Raw genomic sequence first — 22,214 nt, forward strand, 5'->3', positions numbered from 1 at the left:
TCTGCAAGGCTATTGTGCCGAAAAATGTTCAGTGGAGGAACGCATGGAACACCTTGGTCACTATGTCGACGGCGCGCGCGTTGCCGGCTCTTCCGGCCGCACGGCCGATGTCTTCAACCCCGCCACCGGCGAAGTGCAAGCCAAGCTCGCCCTGGCCTCCAAGGCCGAGGTCGATGACATTGTCGCTCGCGCCGCCGCTGCCCAGCCCAAATGGGGCGCGACCAACCCGCAGCGCCGCGCCCGCGTGATGATGAAGGTCGTGGAACTTCTCAACCGCGACATGGACAAGCTCGCCGAAGCCCTGTCCCGCGAGCATGGCAAGACCTTCCCGGACGCCAAGGGCGACGTACAGCGCGGCCTCGAGGTCATCGAGTTCTGCATCGGCGCGCCGCATTTGCTCAAGGGCGATTACACGGACGGCGCCGGCCCCGGCATCGACATGTATTCCATGCGCCAGCCGCTTGGCGTCGTTTGCGGCATCACGCCGTTCAACTTCCCGGCCATGATCCCGCTGTGGAAAGCTGGCCCGGCGCTGGCCTCGGGCAACGCCTTCATCCTCAAGCCCTCCGAGCGCGCCCCCTCCGTTCCGCTGATGCTGGCCGAGATCTTCAAGGAAGCCGGCCTGCCGGATGGCTGTTTCCAGGTCATCAATGGCGACAAGGAAGCGGTGGACGCGATCCTCGACAACGAGACCGTCCAGGCGGTCGGCTTTGTCGGCTCGACGCCGATCGCGGCCTATATCTACGAGCGCGGCTGTGCCAACGGCAAGCGCGTGCAGTGTTTCGGCGGCGCCAAGAACCACATGATCATCATGCCGGATGCCGATATGGAACAGGCCGCCGATGCGCTGGTCGGCGCAGGCTACGGCGCTGCGGGCGAACGCTGCATGGCGATCTCCGTGGCCGTTCCGGTCGGCGAGGAGACCGCTGACCGCCTGATCGCCGCGCTCAAGCCGCGCGTTGAAGCGCTCAAGGTCGGCCCCTACACCGCCGGCGACGATGTCGATTACGGCCCGCTGGTCACCGCCGCCGCCAAGGCAAACGTGGAGCGTCTCGTGCAGACTGGCATCGACCAGGGCGCCGAGCTGGTCATCGACGGCCGTGATTTCTCGCTTCAGGGCTACGAGGAGGGCTTCTTCGTCGGTCCGCATCTCTTCGACCGCGTGACCAAGGACATGGATATCTACACCACCGAAATTTTCGGCCCGGTCCTGTCCACCGTCCGCGCCGACACCTATGAAGAGGCCATCGGCCTTGCCATGGATCACGAGTATGGCAACGGCACCGCGATCTTCACCCGCGACGGCGACACGGCCCGCGATTTCGCGTCCCGGATCAATATCGGCATGGTCGGCATCAACGTCCCGATCCCGGTGCCGCTGGCCTATCACACCTTCGGCGGCTGGAAGAAATCCGGCTTCGGCGACCTTAACCAGCATGGCACGGACGGGTTCAAGTTCTACACCCGTACCAAGACCGTCACGGCGCGCTGGCCCTCTGGCATCAAGGAAGGGGCAGCCCTGAACTTCCAGGCGATGGACTGATCGCGCAGGACATGGATCGAGAGACGGGCGCCCATTTGGGCGCCCGTTTCCGTTCTCGGGACCCCCACTCGCATTCGGGTCCCGCCAGTATAGGCCCTGTCTTCCAGCGTTCAGCGGCAACCTCCGCGACTGCCTGTCCCACTTGTGACTCCCTCCCGAAGCGGCAAGGTTTGCCGCAGCACGGGATCAAACCCGGTTGCGATGCGCGACAGGCCGCATCGCCAGATTGCACGGGAGGAACAACGCATGCGGTTCAGCGGCAAGAGGATCATCATTACCGGGGCTGGCAAGGGGATCGGGCGCGAGCTTGCCATTCGGCTCGCTAGCGAGGGCGCGGAGATCGCTGGCATCGCCCGCACGGCGGCGGATCTCGACAGCCTGCGCTCGGAGATTGGCGGCAGCTCGCATGTGGCCGACCTCTCCGATGCCGGGGCCGCGCGGGAAGCGACCCGCGCCGCCCTGCCCGCCGATCTGCTGGTCAATTGCGCCGGCACCAGCATCCTGGGCAGCGTTCTGGACGCCCGCCCCGAGGATTTCGACGCGCTCATGGCGATCAACGCCCGCGCGGCCCTGATCGTGACCCAGGAATACGCGAAGGCTCGGATCGCGGCGGGCGGCGGCGGATCGGTGGTCAATGTCTCCTCGATGTCGGCCTTCTTCGGCTGGGCCGACCATGTCGCCTATTGCGCGTCCAAGGGCGCGCTGGACGCAATGACACGCGTGATGGCCAACGAGCTGGGACAGCACGGAATCCGCGTGAACAGCATCAACCCGACCGTGACCATGACCGAGCTGGCTGTCGAGGCCTGGAGCGCGCCGGAGAAATCCGGACCGATGCTTGCGCGCATCCCGATGGGACGCTTTGCCGAAACCGACGACATCTCCGGCCTGATCGCCTTCCTGCTGAGCGACGAGTCCGGGATGATGAACGGGTTGTCGATCCCGGTGGATGGCGGCTTGCGGGCCTGCTGAGCACAGCAAGGTCATCCATGCGGACAATGCCGTCATTCGCTGCGACCGCAAAACGCTCCGGCGCTGGCACGGCGGCCTAGTCTTGCGCCGGGCCCTTCAGCGCTCGCCGTCGCACCATCACCCCATCCGGTCAGCGATGGCCAGGATACGGTACATGTCACGCAGCACCGGCTTCTCGATCAGCTTGCCGTCGATCACCACCAACCCCGTATCCGCAGCCTCGAAGGCAGTGACGATGCGGCGGGCGCGGGCAATCTCCGTCTCCGAGGGCGTGAACACAGCGTTCAGCGCCGCGATCTGCCTTGGATGAACAGCCCCCTTGCCAGCAAAGCCCAACTCGCGCGCCTGCTCGGCCGCGACACGCATCCCGTCAGGATCGTCGAGGTCGAGGAAAGGCACGTCGATCGCATCCAGCCCGGCGGACGCAGCGGCATGTACCACGCGGGAGCGCGCATAAAGCAGCGGCTCCCAGGCGTTGCGGCAGCGCAGCTCCGCCGCCATGTCCACCCCACCAAAGAACAGTGCATCGACCCGGGCAGAGCAGCGCGCGATCTCCGCCGCGGCCTCCAGCCCGGCATTGGTCTCGATGATCACGTGCAGCCGCGTTGAGTGCCCGCGTTCTCCCAGGAGCTGGTCCAGCAGGACCACCTCGTCCGGCGTGCGCACCTTTGGCATCATCAGCGCCGGTGGCGGCGTGTCGGTGGCCAGGATCGCGTGGACATCCTCGATCCCGAACCGTTCCCGCATCGAGTTGATCCGAAGGACCCGTTCCACGCCGTCCTCGGCCGGTGTGGTCTCGAACAGGGCAAGCGCCTTCAGGCGCGCCTCTGCCTTGTCCTTCGGCGCAATCCCGTCCTCAAGCTCGACGCAGACGATATCCGCGCCCGAGGCGAGCGCCTTGGGATACATGTCCGGTCGCAGACCCGGCGTGAAGATAAAGGACCGTCGCGGACGCTGATTTCTATCTGCCATTGGCTCTGGTTTCCCTTGCATTTGCTGCCGCGACAGGCCGCTCGGGACACGCCCCCGTCCCTGCCGGTGGCTCCGGCCTATCCGCCCCGCGGGATGGCCGGAAAGGGGACGCTGTGACGCGGCAGGCCGTCCGCGCCCATCGGACAGCCCGGCGTCGGCGACGGCCCCCCTCCCGAACGGGTCACGCGACTGCGTCACATTGCCGTTACAAAACGGTTCCGCGGCCACAGTCGGATCTGTATTGAGGCCCCCGAAAGACAGGACACAGGGGACAAAACGTGTCGGACAAGAATTTCGAACCTCGGCATCTGGAGACCCTGGACCGGGATCTCGATCGCCTCTCCAGCCTCGAGGCCGCCAACGCGTTCGTCGCCCGGCCGATGGCCGCTCCGGCGCTGGCCGCAGCGTTCATCCTGCTCGCCGGCCTCTTCGCCGCCTTCCTTGTCGATGGATCGAACGGCGCCCTGGTTATCGTGCTCGCAGCGGCGATCGGTGCCTATATGGCGGTGAATATCGGCGCCAATGACGTTGCCAACAATATGGGACCGGCTGTCGGCGCGAATGTACTGACCATGGGTGGCGCCATCGCGATCGCCATCATCTTCGAAAGCGCGGGCGCACTTATAGCGGGTGGTGACGTCGTATCGACGGTGGCCAAGGGGATCGTCTCGCCCGAGTCCACGCAATCGGCCGATATCTTCATACAGGCCATGATGGCCGCGCTGTTCTCCGCCGCGCTCTGGGTCAATATCGCGACCTGGGTCGGGGCGCCGGTCTCGACCACGCATTCGGTGGTCGGCGGCGTCATGGGCGCGGGAATCGCGGCGGCGGGCTTCAACGCCGTCAACTGGGGGACCATGGCCGCCATTGCCGCAAGCTGGGTCATCTCCCCGCTGCTGGGCGGGGTGATCGCCGCTGCCTTCCTCTGGTTCATCAAGGAACGCATCATCTACCAGCCGGACAAGATTGCCGCCGCCCGAAAATGGGTGCCGGTTCTCGTCGGAATCATGGCCGGCGCCTTCTCTGCCTACCTGGCGGTAAAGGGCTTGAAGAAGATCGTGAAGATCGATTTCAGCACCGCGCTCGGCGCCGGCCTGGTGATCGGCATCGCCATCTGGCTGATCCTGATCCCGGTGATCCGCAAGCAGGCCAAGGGGCTGGAAAACCGCAACAGGTCGCTCAAGACCCTGTTTTCGATTCCGCTTATCGTCTCCGCCGCGTTCCTCAGCTTTGCCCATGGCGCGAATGACGTCGCCAATGCGGTCGGACCGCTGGCGGCCATCGTCAGTGCCAGCTCGACGGGCGATTTCACCTCCGCCATCAGTATCCCCTTCTGGGTCATGATGATCGGCGCCTTCGGGATCTCCTTCGGGTTGTTCCTGTTCGGACCGAAGCTCATCCGCATGGTCGGCAGCGAGATCACCAAGCTCAACCCGATGCGGGCCTTCTGCGTCGCCCTCTCCGCAGCCATCACCGTCATCGTCGCAAGCTGGCTGGGCCTGCCGGTCAGCTCGACCCATATCGCTGTTGGCGGGATCTTCGGGGTCGGCTTCTTCCGCGAATGGTATGCCGAACGGCGGCTTGTCCGTGCCCGCCAATCCGTGCCGGATCGTCCGTTTCACACCCCGAGCGAACGGCGCCAGCGCAAACTGGTCCGCAGGACACATGCGATGACCATTGCTGCCGCCTGGATCATCACCGTGCCAGCCGCCGCAGCACTCTCCGCGCTACTGTTCTTCGGAATTCGTTTGGTGACAGGCTAACCGAACGATCCGTCAAAACAGCGGGCCCGGGACGCCGGAGCGGGCCGGCAAAAGACAGCGTCACCCGGGCGGCGGCCGCCCGAGATCCGATGTCGGAAAGAGCCGTCGGACAAGCGCCTCCCGCATCTGCATCGCCAGCGGATCGTGGAAAATGGTCAGCGCCGCTGGAAGTTGCGTGTCCGTCAGCCAGCCATCGGAGAGCCGCCAGCCCTCGAAGAAAAGATTGTCCAGCCGTCGCGTGCGCTTGAAGATTTCCGAACGCCGCATCCCCTCAAGGCTGGGCTTCTGCTGGAACCGTCTTTGCGCGGGATAATCGCGGATCAGCTCCGCCTGCGCTTTCAGATGCCGGTCCATCGCCGCGTCGACATCGGCCTCGGAGACATCAACCTGCTGCTCGATCTCGTCCGCCAGTTCCTCCGGCAAGGTCCAGGCGCAGACCTCCAGCGCTTCGGCGAATCGCGGATCGGCTTTCGGTGCCATCCCCCAGCCCTTTGGCTGGCGCCGCCAGAAGATCGGCTCTGCGGCCTCGCTCCACTGGCCGCCATCGACAAGCCCGAGACGGTCCAGCAGCCGCACCGCTGCCGCCGACCCATGCGCCGCGCCGCATCCATGTGCCGCCGCGATAGTCGGCTCTGGCGGTTCCCCCGACTCTTTCCGCAGAGCTTGGCGGTCGATATCCCATCGTGGGTCGTGGACAAGCGTCCCATCCGGACCCAGACATTCCAGCGCCCCGGTCTGCCCGAGAACGGACAGCACCACGCAACAGATATCGTCCCAACGCGGCGCCGGGTCCGGACCCCGCGCCTGCGCGCTCCGCTCCGCGCCCCAGGGCCGTCTCTCCGCCACCCCGAGCGCCGCCAGCGCCATGCAGCCAAATTGCCAGGCCGTGACGGCCATGTCGTTCCAGCCCGCGCGCCCCTGCCCCTGCTCGGGCGGCAACGCATCCGCCAACAGCTCGACGACAGCTGCCCGCCAGATCTCGATGGGAGGATATGACTCGCTCATCAGCTTTCTTTCCCTTGCGGCGCGAAGACCGACGCCCGGCTGTCTTTGGATCCGGGTCCGGGGAATATCATGGCCACGCACCGCCAGAAAGCTCGACCGGACCGGTTTTCGACCGGGGTTGCCGTCAGGTTGGACCAGCCCTCGTTTCGCGCGAAGCACCGCACGGGTCAACGCTGTCACAGAAGGCCAGACGAGCTGGAGATCACGCCCACGCGGAAACTATCTGTGACAAAGCCGCCAAAGGTCGAATCTTGCTCTGGAAAATTTGTAAATATTTGCTATATGAGCCTCAACCAAACAATAATTCCTTCAGGAGTCGGATATGTCCAAACCCGTCATCGGTTTCATCGGCCTCGGCCTCATGGGCGGCAACATGGTCGAAAACCTTCAGAAACGAGGGTACGACCTTGTCGTCATGGATCTCAACAAGGACGCCGTTGCGACCGTTCTTGAGCGTGGCAATGCCCGGGAAGCCGCGTCGGGCAAGGAGCTGGCCGAAGCCGCCGATATCGTGATGCTCTGCCTGACCACCTCTGCCGTGGTCGAGAAGATCGTCTATGGCGATAACGGCATCCTCGCCGGCATCAAGGAAGGCTCCGTGCTGATCGATTTCGGCACCTCGATCCCCGCCTCCACCCGCAAGATCGGCGCCGACCTCGCCGCCAAGGGCGCTGGCATGATCGACGCCCCGCTCGGCCGCACCCCGGCCCATGCCAAGGACGGCCTGCTGAACATCATGGCCGCCGGCGATGAAGAAACCTTCGCGAAGGTCAAGCCGTTGCTCGACGAACAAGGCGAGAACGTCTTCCATCTTGGCGCTCTGGGCGCTGGTCACACCACCAAGCTGATCAACAACTTCATGGGCATGACCACCGTCTGCGCCATGTCCCAGGCCTTCGCCGTCGCCACCAAGGCGGGCGTCGACCGCCAGCAGCTCTACGACATAATGTCGACCGGCCCGTCCAACTCGCCCTTCATGGGTTTCTGCAAGAACTACGCCGTGGACGGCGTGAGCGACCTCGGTTTCTCCATCGCCAATGCCAACAAGGACCTCGGCTACTTCCTGGAAATGGTCAAGGATCTGGGCACCCGCGCCGAGATCGCCGAAGGCACCTCGCATAACCTCGAGGCCGCTGTCGCTGCCGAGATGGGCGCCGGCAATGTCCCGGAAATCTTCGACTACTTCCTCAAGCTCGAGAAGTAATCGTTCGACCAGACTCTGATCAGGGCCGGGTATATCCCGGTCCTGTTTGCATTCAACGGGACCCCGAGGGGTTGACCGGAATCCGAAGTTCGTTTTGAGCCGGTAGGGAAATGTGTGTCGCGCTCTATGGCCCGGAATCAAACCGAAGGCGCCGGGCCAGCGTCGCGTTCCTTTTCGACAGCATCAGCATCCGACGTTGAACTTCCTCGCTATCCGGATTGCGCCTCCACCATCATCTCCCGATACGCCGCGTGATCCGCCTGCATGCGCTCGAACACCCGGTACTTGCGGTCATGATACGCAGCGATCTCTCCACCGCGCGGCACAATCCGCGTCCCGCCGCCAGTCATCGCCGCCATCGCCGAGGGCAGATCCGGATGTGCGCCCGCCGCCACCGCGCCCAGCATGGCGCTGCCCAGCAGCACCGGCTCCGGCTGGTCCGGGACAAGAATGGTGCAGCCCGTCGCATCCGCATGTTCGCGCAGGTAGAGCGCGTTCCTTGCCAGCCCGCCGCTCATCACCAGCGTGTCGAACCCGGCCCCTTGCGCGCGCATCGCCTCAAGGATCGCGCGGGTGCCATAGGCCAAGGCCTGAACCGTCGCGAGATAGTCCAGCGCCAGCGACTCCGGCCCGGTCTCCAGCGTCAGCCCGTCAAACCCGCCGTGACGCCAGGGCTCGGCGCGGGGCGAGCGGTTGCCGTGGAAATCGGGCTGGACATGCCGGTTGGCCGTGAGCGTGGCCGTCTCCGGTCCCATCGCTTCCAGCCGCGCATCGAGCAGGTCGGTGACGCGCTGCCCGCCGGCCTCGGCCGCGAGCGTCGCGGTGGCCGAATGGCGGGCCAGCACCGCATCGATCAGCGCCCCGGCGGCCGATTGCCCGCCCTCCAGCGCCCAGTACCCGTCCAGCACCACGCCGAAATAGGGGCCCCAGACACCGGGAACGAAAACCGGATCGCGGGTCAGGCCGATATGACAGGTCGAGGTGCCGGCGATCATCGCCAGCCGCGCGGTGATGTCTGCCTCGCCCAGCTCCATGCCCAATGTGCCAACGGCGCCGGCATGAGCGTCGATCATGCTCGCCGCGACCGCCGTGCCGGGGCGCAGCCCAAGCTCTTCCGCGGCCTGCGCATTCAGCCTTCCACACGGCGCGCCGGGCGCGGCGAAGGCTTCGCCAATTGCGGCATGTCCGGTCCCGGCCAGCTCTTCCAGCCCGATCCGGGCAAGGAACGCGTCATCCCAGCCCTCGCCGGACGTGCCCTTGTTGCCGAGATAGGTCCATTTGCAAACCGTCGAGCAGAGAGACCGCGTCTCGCTTCCGGTCGCGCGGTGGACGAGCCAGTCCGGCAGGTCCCAGAACCGTTCGGCTGCTGCCCAGCTCTCCGGCAATTCCCGCTTGAGCCAGCGCAGCTTGGGCATTTCCATCTCTGGCGAAATCACGCCGCCGACATAGGAGAGTGGCGCGCCGCCAAGCGCGTTGATCTCCTCGGCATCGCCCATGGCGCGGTGATCCATCCAGAGGATGACATCCTGCGCCGCCTCACCACCCGGGCTGACACTGACCGGCGCGCCGTCCGCGCCCGCAACCACGAGCGAGCAGGTCGCATCAAACCCGATCCCGGCCACATCCGTCTCCGGGACCCCGGCCGCCGCACGCGCCCCGCGCACCGCCGCGCAAACCGCCGCCCAGATCTCCGCCGAGCTCTGCTGCGCGAAATCCGGCGCCGGTCGGAAGGTTTCGATCGCAACAGCCTTCGTCCCGAGAAGCCGCCCGGCCCCGTCGAACAGCCCCGCACGCGCGCTGCCGGTTCCTACATCCACACCGAGAAAATGGCTCATCCTGGCCCACTCCCTTGAAAACCCCTTCCCAACCGATCAGGTCGGGAAGCGCCAAACCACTCCCGCGCGGCTGCGAGTGGTCGCGGCATCACGATCCATCGTCTCAGCCGCCCTGCAATCCTGCGCGAAAATCCATTCCGGCATCCGCAGCGCCCTCCCGCGCCGTCCCGGATACCCGACAGGGACAGGTCTAGGACTGCGCCCCGGAATCGTAAAGTCCAATCCGCCCCTGTCGCATGCCCGGCCTTCGGGTCTATGCTGAGCCCGCGCCCGCAACCAACAGGACACATGATGCCCAAACCCACCGCCCCGATCCTCGTCTTCGACGTGAACGAGACGCTCCTGGACATCACAACGCTCGAACCGCTCTTCGAACGCCTCTTTGGCGACCCTGCAAGCCTGCGCGAGTGGTTCGCCCAACTCATTCTCTATTCCCAGACGATGACGCTCTGCGGCCTTTACACGCAGTTCGGCGGGCTTGGCCTTGGGGCGCTCAGGATGGTGGCCGAAACCCACGGGCGACACATCGATGAGGGCGACGCCGAGGAGCTCAAACGCCGCATGGCCACCATGCCCGCGCATCCGGATGTGGCCCCGGCGCTGACCCGGCTGCACGATGCCGGTTTCCGGCTGCTGACCCTGACCAACTCCGCCCCCGCAGGCTCGCCCTCCGCGCTGGAGCTTGCCGGCATCGGCAAATTCTTCGAAGCCGGGTTCAGCGTCGATGCGGTGCGCCGTTTCAAACCGGCGCCGGAAACCTATCTCCAGGTCGCCGAGGCGCTAGAGGTGCCGCCCGCCGATCTCTGCCTCGTCGCCTGCCATCTCTGGGATACGATCGGCGCCCAAGCCGCCGGGTTGCAGGGCGCTTTCGTGACCCGGCCGATGAACGCCCTGCTGACCGCAGCCGAAATCCCCGTGCCGGATTTCATCGCACCCGACATGGAACAGCTTGCCGACCAACTCATCGCCCGGCGACCCTGACCAGATCCTGAAACGAAAGAAAACTGGCCGGGGCCCATGACGGCGACCCGGCCAGTTTCAGGCTGATTTCCGCCCCGATAAAATCCGGACGGTTCAGCATATCACAGATCGCCTCAGCGAACGGGCCGTGTCAGACCTGCCAGAACGGTTTGCTGCTCTCCCAACCGGCCTCTGCCGGCGTCACCCCGATATCACGGAGCTGGTCTGGCGAGAGTTTCGCGAGGGCGCGGCGCGAGCGTCGGCGGCAATCCCAATTCACAAGGGCTACAGCAACGCCCACGGCGAGATTTGCCGCCAGCGGGAGTGTCGGGCGACGACCAAGCGTTTCAAGCCGTTGCGACGGGGTGCTGTAACTCTGTGTCATTGGGGATCTCCTTTGTATTGACACAATACCAATTGAACCAGTACAATTCTAATACATGCGCAAATTGTCTCGAGTCTAGGAAAGTATTGTGTCGGATACAAAATGGATCGAGGGCGCTGATCTGACGGCTGGCCCGAAGTACCGCGCCCTCGCCGACCATATCGAGAGCGCCATCTCCACCGGCCTGCTGACCGAGGGGGCTAAGCTGCCGCCGGTGCGCCAGCTCGCCTGGACGCTCGGGATCACGCCGGGGACCGTCGCCCGCGCCTATGCGTTGCTGACCAATGCCGGACGGTTGGAAGCGGTGGTTGGGCGCGGAACCTTCGTCGCCTCCGGGCGCCCTGCCCTGCCCGAGGAAGAGGTCTGGGCCCATCCCACCGAGAGCCCGGACGGGCCGGTCAATCTCTTCAGCCCGCGCCTGCCGGATATGGGACAGGTCGCGGCGATCCGCGCCGCGATGCATGCGGTGGCGGACGGACCGATGAACGATCTGCTGGAATATCCGAACCGCGAGGCCTTCGAGCCGGCGCGCCGCGCCGCTGTCGGCTGGCTCTCGGATGTGATGCTGGGCAGCATCGGACACAAGGATCTCGTGCTCTGTCATGGCGGACAAAACGCGGTCTCGCTGGTCATGCAGGCGGTGCTGCGCGAGCCAAGGCCGACGGTGCTGGTCGAGGAGCTGTCCTATCCCGGCTTCCGGCGCGCTGCGGAGATGCTGCGGGTCGATGTGGCTGATGTCGCGATGGACGCGGAGGGACTGATCCCGGAAGAGATCGAGCGGGTGGCGCGCCGGACCGGCGCACGGTTGCTCTGCACCTCGGCGGAGATGCACAACCCGACCGCGCTACACACCCCGCGCGCGCGCCGGGAAGCCATCGTCGCGGCCTGTCGCCGGGTGGACGTGCAGATTCTTGAAGATGACTGCTATCGCACCGCGCCGGCCCGCGCGCCGAGCTATCGCGCGCTCTGGCCCGAAGGCGCCTGGTATGTCGCCTCGATCTCCAAGACCATCTCACCGGCCCTGCGGATCGGCTTCGCGGTGGCGCCGGAGGGGCAGCACGCTGCCCTGCGACGGGCCGCCGAATACGGATTTTTCGGCCTCGCCCGGCCACTGGCCGAGCTGGCCCGGATCGTCCTGAGTGATCCGCAGACCCGCGAGACCGCCATCCGCGTCCGTTCCCGGCTCGCCGACTATGTCCGTGTCGCGGTCAATACGCTGGGCGGGCATGACCTGACCTGGCGCGAGGATGTCCCCTTCCTCTGGCTGCGCCTGCCGCGCGGCTGGCGCGCCGCGGAATTTGCCCGCGCCGCCGAACGCGCCGGCATCCAGATCCGGTCGGCCGAAGTCTTCACCCTGCGTGAAGGGCGCGCGCCGCACGCGGTGCGGATCTCGATCAACGGCCAGATCCCGCTGGACCGGTTCGAGGCGGCGATGACCGCGCTGCGGGAGCTGCTCGACGATCCGCCTGAAGAGATCTCCATCTAGGCCTGCGCGCCCTCAGCCCGCCTCTTCTGGCGGGATCAGGACGAAATTGCCAAAATGGGTCTTCTTGAGAAAATCCTGCTGGGCCTCGGCGATCCGCTCCAACGGGTATGTCGCGGCAAGGATCGGGCGGATCTCGCCGCGCTCAATATAGGAGACGAGATCGGGAAAGACCGGTGCGTCCCAGGCGGTGCAGCCGATCAGCGTGATATCCTTGAGATACATGTCGCGCATGTCGAGATCGACGATCGGTCCGGCAATCGCCCCCGAAGAGACGAGCCGTCCGCCGCGTTTCAACGCCTTGAGCATTTTCGGGAACCCCGCCCCGGCAACATTGTCGACCACGACATCGACCGACCCCGCGCCCAGCTCCGCCACAGGATCCGCGCCACGCTCGATCACGATCTCCGCGCCAAGCCCGCGCAGCAAATCCGCTTTCTGTGCCGTCGTGATCGCGGCCACGCGTGCCCCGCGCCGCCGCGTCAGTTGCACGCTGGCTGACCCGACCCCGCCGGAGGCCCCCGCAACCAGAACCAGGTCGCCGGGAGCAACCCGCGCCCGGTGCAGCATGTTCTCCGCCGTACCATAGGCGCAGGGGATCGTCGCCAGCTCGGCATCCGACCAGTCGCACTCGACAGCGAAGACCTCGCTGGCCGGCACGCGCACATATTCGGCGAAAGCGCCGTCGAAATCCGAGGCTATCCAGACATTCTCCAGATCGTCGAAGCCATTGGACCGCATGCAGGCGCGCACGAGGACCCGCTTGCCGATCAGCGCCGCGCCCGCGTCATCCGCCGAGGCGACGACGCGGCCGCAGCAATCCGTGCCCTGGATCAGCGGGAAAGGCGTCGCCGCGTTCCAGCCGCCATCGGATTTCTGCTCCGCCTTCGTCTCCTGAAGATCCGCCGCCTCCTCCGTGGCGCCGGTCACCGAGGCGGAATACCAGCCAAGCCGCGTGTTGATCTCGGTATTGTTCACTCCTGCCGCGAGCACCCGGATCAACACCTCGCCCGGCGCAGAGGCGGGCAGCGGCACGGCCCGGTAGTCAAGCTTGTCATAGCCACCGTTCCCGGTCGTGACGACGGCCATCATCGTCCTGCCCGCACGCGCGGCCTGCTCCCAATCCATTGCCGATCACTCCCTGATCCGGTCTGTCCCGCCCCTTGCTAGCGCCTTCCGTCCGGCAAGGACAGCGCCCGCACAACGCGCGACAGGGACAGGAGGGGCCCGGACTGCCGGGGCGTCAGGCCGCGTCGGACCGCGCCCCTCCCGGGACGCGGCTATCGCAATGCGCTCCATGCATTTTCAGGGCGCCTGGCGGGGCAGCGGCGCACTCACTCCGAGATCAACGCGCCCGCGAGACCTTCCTCGATCAGCGCCACGGTCTCATCGACGCCGTAAAGCGCGATGAACCCGCCGAAACGCGGCCCCTGGCTGGCCCCCATCAGCACTTCGTAGATTGCCTTGAACCAGTCGCGCAGCGGATCGAACTCATGTGCCTTGCCGACAGCGAAGACCACCGATTGCAGTTCCTCGGCATCGAGCCCGCCCTGCCAGGCGCGCAGACGTCCGGCGAGATCTTCCAGCGCCGCACGCTCCTTGTCGTCGGGCAGGCGGAAGGTCTTCTCCGGCTTCACGAAGTCATTGTAGTAGCGCACGGCAAAACCGGCCGCAGCGTCGAGTTGCGGGTGGGTTTCGGCGGTCGCCTCTGGCGCATAGCGGCGGATGAAGCCCCAGAGCGCGTCCTTCTCCTCGGCGCCGGCGACGGAGGCGAGGTTCAGCAGCATCGCAAAGCTGACCACCATATCCGAGGCCGGCGCATTATGGCCATGGACATGGAAGATCGGGTTGTTGAGCTTCGCTTTCGTGTCCTGATCGGGATAGGCGCGCAGCTGTTGGTGATATTCGTCCACCGCCTTCGGGATGACGTCGAAATAGAGCCGCTTGGCCGTTTTCGGCTTGAGATACATGAAATAGCTCAAGGATTCCGGTGCGGCATAGGTCAGCCATTCCTCCATCGAGAGCCCGTTGCCCTTCGATTTCGATATCTTCTGGCCGTTCTCGTCGTTGAACAGCTCATAGGAGAGCGCCTCGGGCGGCGTCTTTCCAAGCGCCCGGCATATCTTCGAAGATTGCGTCACGGAATCGATCAGATCCTTGCCGGACATCTCGTAATCGACACCAAGAGCGGCCCAACGCAACGCCCAGTCCGGCTTCCACTGCATCTTGACGTGGCCACCGGTTATCGGAACCTCCATCCGCTCGCCATCGGGCTCCTCATAGACGATCGTCCCGTTGGCGAGATTGCGCTCCAGCGTCGGCACTTGCAGGACGTGCCCCGTCTTCGGGCTGACCGGAAGGAAGGGCGAATAGGTCGCCTGACGTTCCTTGCCCAGTGTCGGCAGCATGATCTCCATGATCTTGTCGAAGCGCTCCAGCGCCACCAGCAACATCTCGTCGAAACGCCCGGTGCGGTAATACTCGGTGGCCGAGGCGAACTCATACTCGAAGCCGAAACTGTCGAGGAAGGCGCAGAGGCGGGCATTGTTATGCTGGGCGAAACCCTCATGGGTGCCGAACGGGTCCGGCACATCGGTGAGCGGCAGCCCAAGATGCTGGCTGAGCATCTCCTGCTCCGGCAGGTTGCCGGGCACCTTGCGGAAGCCGTCCATATCGTCGGAGAAGGCGATGAGCCGGGTCGGGATATCCGACATCTGCTCGAAGGCGCGGCGCACCATCGTCGTGCGGGCGACCTCGCCGAACGTGCCGATATGGGGCAGGCCCGAGGGGCCGTATCCGGTCTGGAACAGCACGTAGCCCTTCTCCGGCGGCGCCTTCTGGTAGCGTTTCAACACCCGGCGGGCTTCCTCGAAGGGCCAGGCCTTGGACGACATCGCAAGCTCACGCAGTTCGGACATAGAAACGGTCTTTCTCTTCAGGGTCGCGGCTCCATGCCGCGCAAAACCGTCCCGACTTGTGGCCGGGACGCGCCACTCCCTATTGCGGGGGGGCGCGCAGGTCAATAAATCTGCTGCATAGCAATGCCCGACAGGAGCCGAAGATGCCGCAGGACCCCCAACCGCTTTCGCCGCAGGACGCGCTTGTCGCGACCATGATCGCCACATCGGTCTCCGACGAGGATATCCGCACCTCCGAGCTGGTCACGATCGAGCGGATCGTGAACCACCTCCCGGTTTTCGCGGATTACGATGTCGACCATATCCGGACCATGGCCACCATGGTGTTCGACCTCTTCGAGGAAGAGGACGGGATCGACGCGCTGTTCGGCCTTGTCGACGAAGCGCTGCCCGAGCACCTGCACGAGACGGCCTATGCGCTGTGCTGCGACGTGGCCGCGGCCGATGGACGGCTGACCGAGGAGGAGCTGCGCATGCTTCAGGAAATGCGCTACCAACTCGACATCCCACGCCTCAACGCCGCCGCCATCGAGCGCGGCGCCCGCGCCAGGCATCTGACGGTCTGAACCGCCTGAACCTCGCTCCGGGGCCGCAGGCCCCGCGCCGCGCCAGCGGCGCCACCGCCGCTCGGTCCGAGATGGGCCGGGACCGCGAAGCGGTCCGGGTCCGTCGAGGACCGGCGCCGCGCCGCCCGGTCGACGGGAGACATGACCAGCACCGCAGCCTCCCGCCGATCGACCAGATTTGCACTATGCCGACCGACAGACGGGCCCTCAAAGGGTTGAAAGCGCACAGCTTCGGCCTGATTTCTCGACCAGGCAACGTGACGGATGGAACAGTAACTCATGAGAAAGCAGGTTGCGCAACTGGAGCTTCGGCAAATGGAAGGCACCATCGCCGGCGTCTCGGTTTCGGTTCCGTTCAGCCGATCGGTTCCGGATAGATTTACCGGATGCGTCAGCGACGGCGGTCGCAGCCATAGGCACCGATGAATGTAGCGCAAAGCGGGGTCGTTGCGTGGATCAACCTCGACCACCCGCCCGAAGAGCCACGAAGAAAGGCTCTGCCTCACGTGTCACGCTCCGTCTCCAGGACCTTGATACACGTGACCGGCACCCATACGCCGTTTCGCCCCGACAAGGGTGCCTTCGAACTGGCTGTCCAGGCAAGACCTTCAGAAACCTGAACCACAGGCACTGAGCAAATGCCCTTGCTCGATGTAACGACACGAAACAGAGCGCCCCACCCAGATCCGCAGATCGGCACGTTCTGTGCATCGGTGTTCGAATTGATACCGTGAACTGGTGCCGACAGCCTCGACATTGATACCATCCGGGGCGCGCATTGGGGCACTATCGTCCCGGCAACCGGTTCATCCTCTCGATGAACCACCCTGTTTGTTCCTCCGATTGTCCGAGATCGACTTCAGCACCACGATCCCTTCTCTCCTCGCAAAGGCCGCAAAGCCAAACGGTCAGTCATGGCCAGATTGAAGCTCCTCCAAGTGCAAAACATCGTGTCGTGAGAACCAAAAAACACGCAGGGCCAGAAAAGCACGCAGGGATAGTGTCGTCAGATCGCGTTCCATTCGGGTTTTCATGGACGGGCGCCGGTCCTTGCCGGTCCCGTTGCTGCTCAGGGTCCCGCCCCTCGTCGCGCGTGCCATCGCACCGACCGGCGCCGCCGCGCACTCCATATCGACAGGGGCAAGAGCCGTGAACTGATACTCCGCGCCATGAGCGTCACATCGCCAGCGGCGCAAATTCTTTCATCCGATCCGGTATCGCGGCATAAAACCCTTCAAGCCCCGGCTCAATCCGCGCGCCGAGATCCCGGCATTGCGCCAGCTCGCCCCGGCCGCACGCCCCCTGGACAATTTCTCCAGAAGCTCCTCATGCGCAACCGCCAGCGCCTTGAACGCCGTGCTCGCCGCCATCTCCGCATCGCCCAACTCCACAAAGAGCGCCCCGCGTTCGGAGACACCTTTCAGCACCGGCGCCCCGGCCAGCAGCAGCGCCAGCCGGTCGCCGATCGCCCGCGCCATCGGCGCGGAAATGGCAATATCTTAGCGCAACCGCCGGCAGTGGGCCTCGATCCGCACCGCCATGTTCGCCGGTGTGCCGATGACCGTGGAATTGAAGCGCTGCCGCGATCCGGTATTTCCGACGCAAACCCGCCCGACAGCACAACCCACAGCCATGCCGACCGGTGCGCGCTCCGCCATCTGCGGCGCGGCATTGAAAGCGGCGCGTTCTAGAAAGCCATGATCGCGTCACCGATAAACTTGTCGATCGTGCCGTGCCGGGCAAGGATCTCGCCGCCCTGCCGAGTGAAGGGCTCGTTGAGCAGCGCCACCAAAGCCTGCGGCGCCAACGTCTCGCTCAGCGGCTTGGAATCGCGAATATCGGAGAAGAGCACCGTCACCCCGCGCTTGCAGCCACCCAGCTCAAGCCGGTGCCCCCCGCCTCGATCTGGCGGAGCAATTCGGGGGACGGCGTAGTAAGAAAAGGAGCGCCGGATGCGGCAGCGGTCGCGGTCGAGCACGAGGAAGCGACAGGCCAGCAATAGGCCGAAATTCATCGCTCCGCCCAGCAGCGGGAAGCTGGCATCAACCAGGATGCCGGAATGACGAAAGGCACCCCAGCTTGCGCCGAGAATGATCGGCACCGGCGCGAAGCCGGCGAGAAGTCCCCGCACCGAACCGCCCTGCGTCAGCGCAAGGCTGGCCCCCTAACCGAGCGCGACAAAGGCCAACAGCTCCAGCCCGGCGATGAAGCCGTCGCGCCGCAACGTCTCGCCGAGCAGGATCTGCTCGACAATCTGGGCATGGATCGAGCCCCCCGGCCCACGTTCGCCCAGCGCGGTGGTCCGAATATCGAGCAACTCGGCCGCCGATGTGCCGACAAACACGATGCGCCCCTCGAGGCGCGGCCGCAGTGCCGTTTCCCGTGTCGCGAAGCTCGCCTCGTCGCTCACCAGATCAGCTGCGGAGACATAAAGCGCTGGATCGTCACGCCGGTAGCGCATCCAGAGCGCGCCAATGGCGTCGATCGGGGCCGCAAGGGCGCCGATGCCGCGAAACTGCACCACACCCCGCACGCCGGGCACGCCATCGAGGATAATCGTGTTCTGCCCCATGGCCAGCCGGAGCGCCTCGACGGCCAGCCCCGGCAACGGATCGGAGGGCGTCTGCCAGAGAAGCGGGACCTTGCGGACCACGCCCGACGCCGCGCCGGGCGCAACATCGGTGCTGCCAATCCCGGCTGCGGCCTTGCCCAGCGGCGGCGCCAGTGGCGTGGTGACGACAAGCCGAGAAAGCCCCGTGCCCGGCGCGTCGCCAATCTCGACCATCCCGGATTTCCGCAGCTGGTCGTTCCCCGCCCCCGCGCATAGCCACGCCCAGCCCCCCCGGCCTTCCATGGAAGCGGCAAAACGGGCGTCTTTGTCGAATTCGGACGCTGTGGCGCTGCGTCGGAAGGCACCGGCCAGCGCCGGATCCCGGGCGAGGTTTGCCGGAGAATAGCGGTCGGGTTCAGCGAAGAGTGGATCGAACGCCAAGACGCGCCCACCAAGCGCGTCCAGCCGGTCCAGCCGGTCCAGCAGAGTGGCGAAGCGGCTGCGTGGCCAGCGAAGCCGCGTCAATATCGACCACGCGCACAGACAGATCGGAGGACGCGCGCTGTTGCAGCTGGTCAAAAAAACTCAACCGAAGCGCGCGTAGCGGTGCAGGATCGGCCAGTCGCAGCCCTGCCCTCAGCAGCACGAGCACCAGCCCCAGCAGAAATAACAGCCTGCCCTTGCCGATCACGGCGGCCCGGCTCATGAACTTGCCCGATCACAGCGGGAAAAAACGGTTGTCCCCCGTGTCAGGCGGCGGGGCTTCCTCCGTTTCCGGTTCCGCCTCGATCTCGACCACAGGCTTCGGCGCCGCGTCTGGTTCGGAGGACGATGTCGGCACTGGCGCGGGCGCCGGGGCCGCGGCCGGCGCGGGGCTCTCGGTTTCACGGCTCTCGCTGCGTTCAGGTCGCGGCTGGTTGCCGTTCCGGCTGTCCAGCGGCACCGCCGAGAAACGGGTGCGGGACTGACCGGTTCCGAAGCGGCAGGCCGACAGGTCGAGACGGAAGGCCCGGTTGAGCACCGTTTGGGAGACCAGAAAGGGGAAACCGTCACTCAACGCAGTGGCCACCCCGCCGCTCGGCGGGCTCAGAAGCGGCTGACACCCTGCGACCCCGTCGGCACAGGCGCCCCCCGCACACATCCAGACAATACCCTCGAGCGCCACCATGATCGCGCGGCGGCGCTCCACATGGACATCGAACGCCTTGCCGCGCGCACCCAAGCGTCGCGGTCGGAGAGCGCACCGAATAGGCGCTGTTGGCGCGATGTCCGGAGATGAAGCGGAAGCGGCCCGAGACCGCACCGACGGTAAAATCGCTCGCACGGTTGCCCCGCATAAGCACATGTTCCACAAAGAGTCGGGATTTCGACCCGACCACGATTTTCGTGCCGTCCGGGAAGACAATCTGCACGCTTCCCGTCGCCCCGGTCTGGATCACGTCGCCCTGCTTGCTGCTCATGCCACGGAAGAGCCTGACCTCTTCCCCGCCGGAGCTCAGGAAGGCGGATCACCTGACATCCACCACTTTTTCGATCGTCGCACTCGCTGCGCTTGCCAACATGACAGCCGTCCAAAAAACGGCCGCGGCCAGACTGCGTCCAAAAAAACTGTTTCATAATCCTGTTCCTGGCGACAGGCCGCATGGGAAAGGGAATTCTCTCCACGAACCGCCGCAATTCGTTTCAAAGTTTCATAGACAAACGTACTGCAATGGCGGCACGCTGACCAATCCCGCGGCGGGTCGGCAAGGGATTTGTGCACCCCCCCCCGCCCGGCCCGTCAGCGCGACACGGCATGCAGAAGGGCAGTGGTCCGGGCCAGGCGATGCGCCAGCAGGGAGGCAATTTGCGCGCTCATCTCCAAAGCCATATCCGCGTCGAATGCCTGTAGCGCCGCGAGTTCGGCGCGGGTGACGACGCGGAGAATACAGTCCGTCTCGGCGATGATGGAGGCGGTGCGCAGACCACCGGTGACGAGGCCGATCTCGCCGACCACGGCGCCAGGCAGGAAGGTCGCGACCCGCATGGCCGGATGCTCTCCTTCGCGCATCGTGGCATAGAGCCGTCCGGCATCGAGGACAAGGAGGCTGTCTGCCTCCGCACCCATCTCGAAGATCCGGGTTCCGGCGGCGACCTCATGAGACTGAAAATCGACCGGTGCTCCGGCGGCCCCGATCCGGTCCAGCAGGGTGCGGAAACCGGCCTCGAAGGCGTCCAACTCCTCGACCGCGTCGGCCTCCTCGGCCATGGACCGGTTCAACGCCTCCTCTTCCAGCGCGATCAACGCGCCATCCAGCGTCGGGAAGATGACGACATCGCCATGTTCAACGCCGCGCAGCATTGCGTCGGCCCGCTCCGTCTCAAGCCCTGTGAAGATGACGTCGACACCGTTCCGCCGGGCCTGCCGCGCCAACCGGTCGAACATGAAGATGGCGGAGACATCGACCCCTTGCACCCGGCTCAGGTCCAGCACGAGATGGCGCACCCGCTCACCGACGGAGAGGCGCTCCTCCAGCGCGCGATGCACCTTCGAATAGAGCGTGTTGGCGGTGCCGAAGAACATGTAACCCTGGGCCTCGAAGATCAGCGTCTCCCCCCCGCGCGCGACGAGGCGGCGCGTGGCCTCTTCGGAGCGTTCGGTCGAGGAGAGCCGCACCGCCCCTGTCACCGCGCTGCGCAACACGGGCAGGCGCGCATAAGCGATGGTAAAGCGCAGCGAGGCGACGACAATGCCGGTCAGCACCGCCCAGACGAAACCGGCCAGCAAGGTCACGACGAGGATCAGCAGCACGATCAGGAAATCGTAGCGCGGCAGACGTGCGCGCTCGACAACCAGCCAGCGATGCAGGAAGCCGAGCCCGAGATAGGCCAGCAGCAACGAGAAAAGGCTGCGCGGCAGCAGATTCAGCAGCTCCGCACCGGCAACCATGACCCCGAGAACCACAGCCGTGTAAACGACCGGCACGATGCGGCGCGTTCGGTCCGGCAGGCCGGCGGAGAGCTGGGTCAGGATCGTGGATTGGTAGCAAACCAGGCCGCCGCCGAGACCGGCCAGAAGATTGGCAAGCCCGGCATGACGCAGCTCGCCATCGGGGTCGATCGGCTCGCCGGTGGAGAACTCGATTGCCGAGAGATTCAGCAGCGCGCCGAGCGCGGCCAGGATCGCCGCCGCGCCGATCAGCGGGTATTGCGCCACGAGCAGGTCCCAGTCGACGCGGGCCAGGACCTCGGGCGAGAGCGACCATGTCCAGCCGCCCGGTGCCGCCTCCACCTCCAGCAGGATCCCGGCATCGCGCGCCGCCTCCAGGCTCATCCCGGTCCAGGCCAGCCCGCCATAGACCGCCGCCGACAACAGCACCGAGCCGCAGATCACCGTGGCGTTGGTGCCAAACCGCGGCTCCACCACCAGCATCAGCACTGCCAGCAGCACCGGCGCCAACCAGTGCGGCAGCGCCTCGGGCGCGAGGTAGGCTTCGAGCCCGGACAGGTCGCCAACTCCGAACTGGACGGCGCGCAGGACAAGCAGGCAACCGGTGGCGGCAAGGAAGCCACCGACCACCGGATAGGGCACGGATTTTACCACCTGCCCCAGTCGCGCCAGCCCGATCAGCAGCATCAGCGCCCCGGTCGCCAGCGCTGTCACCACGACCAGCACCATCACCGTGGCCACCGCCACCTCCTGCGTTGGCGCGCTCGCATCCCCGGAGATCTTCGCCGCGGCCAGACCGAGCACCACGGCGACAACACTCTGCGTCTGCCACAGCGTTCCGGCGAAATGCCGACGCGCCAGTGCGGCCAACGCCGCGACCAGCGTTCCAAGCAGCGCCAGACGCATTGCATCACCTGCCGCCATCGATAGCGGGCCGGCAAAGATGATATAGGCGAAGGAGACGGCAAACAGGCTGGAAAGCGTCCCGGCCAGAAGACCGACACCGATCTCGGCGGGACCTGTCGCCGTCAGGCGGTGACTGTTGGCAAGCGTCATATAAAATCTTGGTGAGAGCTGGATACTTTCCCGTCTAGCGGCCGAGATCGTTTCCGGCAAGGAGGAGGTTCC

18 protein-coding genes and 1 pseudogene are annotated in these 22,214 nt (G+C 65.6%); 7 read left to right on the plus strand and 12 right to left on the minus strand.

Translation table 11 applies throughout. The features are described from left to right. Positions 1–43: 43 nt before the first annotated feature. Together R3X27_RS14725 and R3X27_RS14730 are read left to right on the plus strand one after the other, a co-directional pair. Positions 44–1,543, plus strand: a complete 1,500-nt coding sequence (locus R3X27_RS14725; RefSeq protein ID WP_317709633.1) for a CoA-acylating methylmalonate-semialdehyde dehydrogenase — start codon at positions 44–46, stop codon at positions 1,541–1,543. Between the two features lie 246 nt (positions 1,544–1,789). Beyond that, positions 1,790–2,515, plus strand: coding sequence for an SDR family oxidoreductase (locus R3X27_RS14730; protein ID WP_317709634.1), 726 nt, complete (start codon positions 1,790–1,792; stop codon positions 2,513–2,515). Positions 2,516–2,632: 117 nt separating this feature from the next. On the opposite strand, the gene R3X27_RS14735 is transcribed toward R3X27_RS14730, so the two are convergent. Further along, positions 2,633–3,487, minus strand: a complete 855-nt coding sequence (locus R3X27_RS14735) for a CoA ester lyase (RefSeq protein ID WP_317709635.1) — start codon at positions 3,485–3,487, stop codon at positions 2,633–2,635. A gap of 278 nt (positions 3,488–3,765) precedes the next feature. On the opposite strand from R3X27_RS14735, the gene R3X27_RS14740 reads away from it, so the two are divergent. Continuing rightward, positions 3,766–5,250 carry an inorganic phosphate transporter gene (locus R3X27_RS14740; RefSeq protein WP_317709636.1) on the plus strand — a complete coding sequence of 495 codons (1,485 nt, stop codon included), beginning with the start codon at positions 3,766–3,768 and terminating at the stop codon, positions 5,248–5,250. Between the two features lie 60 nt (positions 5,251–5,310). Here R3X27_RS14740 and R3X27_RS14745 read toward each other — a convergent pair whose 3' ends face one another. Further along, complete coding sequence (locus R3X27_RS14745; protein ID WP_317709637.1) at positions 5,311–6,255, minus strand: hypothetical protein; 945 nt, start codon at positions 6,253–6,255, stop codon at positions 5,311–5,313. Positions 6,256–6,577: 322 nt separating this feature from the next. On the opposite strand from R3X27_RS14745, the gene R3X27_RS14750 reads away from it, so the two are divergent. Then, positions 6,578–7,459, plus strand: a complete 882-nt coding sequence (locus R3X27_RS14750) for an NAD(P)-dependent oxidoreductase (RefSeq protein WP_317709638.1) — start codon at positions 6,578–6,580, stop codon at positions 7,457–7,459. Positions 7,460–7,668: 209 nt separating this feature from the next. Here the strand turns inward: R3X27_RS14750 and R3X27_RS14755 are convergent, their stop codons facing one another. Further along, positions 7,669–9,294, minus strand: coding sequence for an FGGY-family carbohydrate kinase (locus R3X27_RS14755; protein ID WP_317709639.1), 1,626 nt, complete (start codon positions 9,292–9,294; stop codon positions 7,669–7,671). Between the two features lie 291 nt (positions 9,295–9,585). On the opposite strand from R3X27_RS14755, the gene R3X27_RS14760 reads away from it, so the two are divergent. Next, entirely contained in the window at positions 9,586–10,275 is a 690-nt protein-coding gene (locus R3X27_RS14760) for a haloacid dehalogenase type II (protein ID WP_317709640.1), read from the plus strand. A gap of 130 nt (positions 10,276–10,405) precedes the next feature. On the opposite strand, the gene R3X27_RS14765 is transcribed toward R3X27_RS14760, so the two are convergent. Then, entirely contained in the window at positions 10,406–10,639 is a 234-nt protein-coding gene (locus R3X27_RS14765) for a DUF1127 domain-containing protein (protein ID WP_317709641.1), read from the minus strand. A gap of 88 nt (positions 10,640–10,727) precedes the next feature. Here R3X27_RS14765 and R3X27_RS14770 point away from each other — a divergent pair, with 88 nt between their 5' ends. After that, on the plus strand, positions 10,728–12,125 hold the full coding sequence (locus R3X27_RS14770) for a PLP-dependent aminotransferase family protein (protein ID WP_317709642.1): 1,398 nt from the start codon (positions 10,728–10,730) through the stop codon (positions 12,123–12,125). Positions 12,126–12,137: 12 nt separating this feature from the next. Here the strand turns inward: R3X27_RS14770 and R3X27_RS14775 are convergent, their stop codons facing one another. Both R3X27_RS14775 and R3X27_RS14780 read right to left on the minus strand, forming a co-directional pair. Beyond that, positions 12,138–13,250, minus strand: a complete 1,113-nt coding sequence (locus R3X27_RS14775) for an alcohol dehydrogenase family protein (RefSeq protein WP_317709643.1) — start codon at positions 13,248–13,250, stop codon at positions 12,138–12,140. 206 nt (positions 13,251–13,456) lie between these two features. Beyond that, on the minus strand, positions 13,457–15,040 hold the full coding sequence (locus tag R3X27_RS14780; protein ID WP_317709644.1) for a lysine--tRNA ligase: 1,584 nt from the start codon (positions 15,038–15,040) through the stop codon (positions 13,457–13,459). A gap of 143 nt (positions 15,041–15,183) precedes the next feature. Here R3X27_RS14780 and R3X27_RS14785 point away from each other — a divergent pair, with 143 nt between their 5' ends. Continuing rightward, positions 15,184–15,606, plus strand: a complete 423-nt coding sequence (locus R3X27_RS14785; RefSeq protein ID WP_317709645.1) for a tellurite resistance TerB family protein — start codon at positions 15,184–15,186, stop codon at positions 15,604–15,606. A gap of 1,202 nt (positions 15,607–16,808) precedes the next feature. Here the strand turns inward: R3X27_RS14785 and R3X27_RS14790 are convergent. From R3X27_RS14790 to R3X27_RS14810, 6 genes and pseudogenes are all read right to left on the minus strand, one after another. After that, entirely contained in the window at positions 16,809–17,084 is a 276-nt protein-coding gene (locus R3X27_RS14790; protein ID WP_317709646.1) for a hypothetical protein, read from the minus strand. 209 nt (positions 17,085–17,293) lie between these two features. Further along, the gene (locus R3X27_RS14795; RefSeq protein ID WP_317709647.1) at positions 17,294–17,737 is read right to left on the minus strand and encodes an adenylate/guanylate cyclase domain-containing protein; all 444 of its coding nucleotides are present in this window, start codon (positions 17,735–17,737) and stop codon (positions 17,294–17,296) included. Positions 17,738–17,770: 33 nt separating this feature from the next. Next, positions 17,771–18,682 carry a CHASE2 domain-containing protein gene (locus R3X27_RS14800; RefSeq protein WP_317709648.1) on the minus strand — a complete coding sequence of 304 codons (912 nt, stop codon included), beginning with the start codon at positions 18,680–18,682 and terminating at the stop codon, positions 17,771–17,773. Between the two features lie 193 nt (positions 18,683–18,875). Next, complete coding sequence (locus R3X27_RS14805) at positions 18,876–19,379, minus strand: hypothetical protein (RefSeq protein ID WP_317709649.1); 504 nt, start codon at positions 19,377–19,379, stop codon at positions 18,876–18,878. Between the two features lie 52 nt (positions 19,380–19,431). Then, a pseudogene (locus R3X27_RS25645) lies at positions 19,432–19,617 on the minus strand (FecR domain-containing protein); the annotation flags it as partial. A 320-nt stretch (positions 19,618–19,937) separates the two neighbouring features. After that, complete coding sequence (locus R3X27_RS14810; protein WP_317709650.1) at positions 19,938–22,142, minus strand: SulP family inorganic anion transporter; 2,205 nt, start codon at positions 22,140–22,142, stop codon at positions 19,938–19,940. Positions 22,143–22,214: the final 72 nt, after the last annotated feature.

Source organism: Tropicimonas sp. TH_r6 (assembly GCF_033101155.1).
GTDB lineage: Bacteria > Pseudomonadota > Alphaproteobacteria > Rhodobacterales > Rhodobacteraceae > Tropicimonas.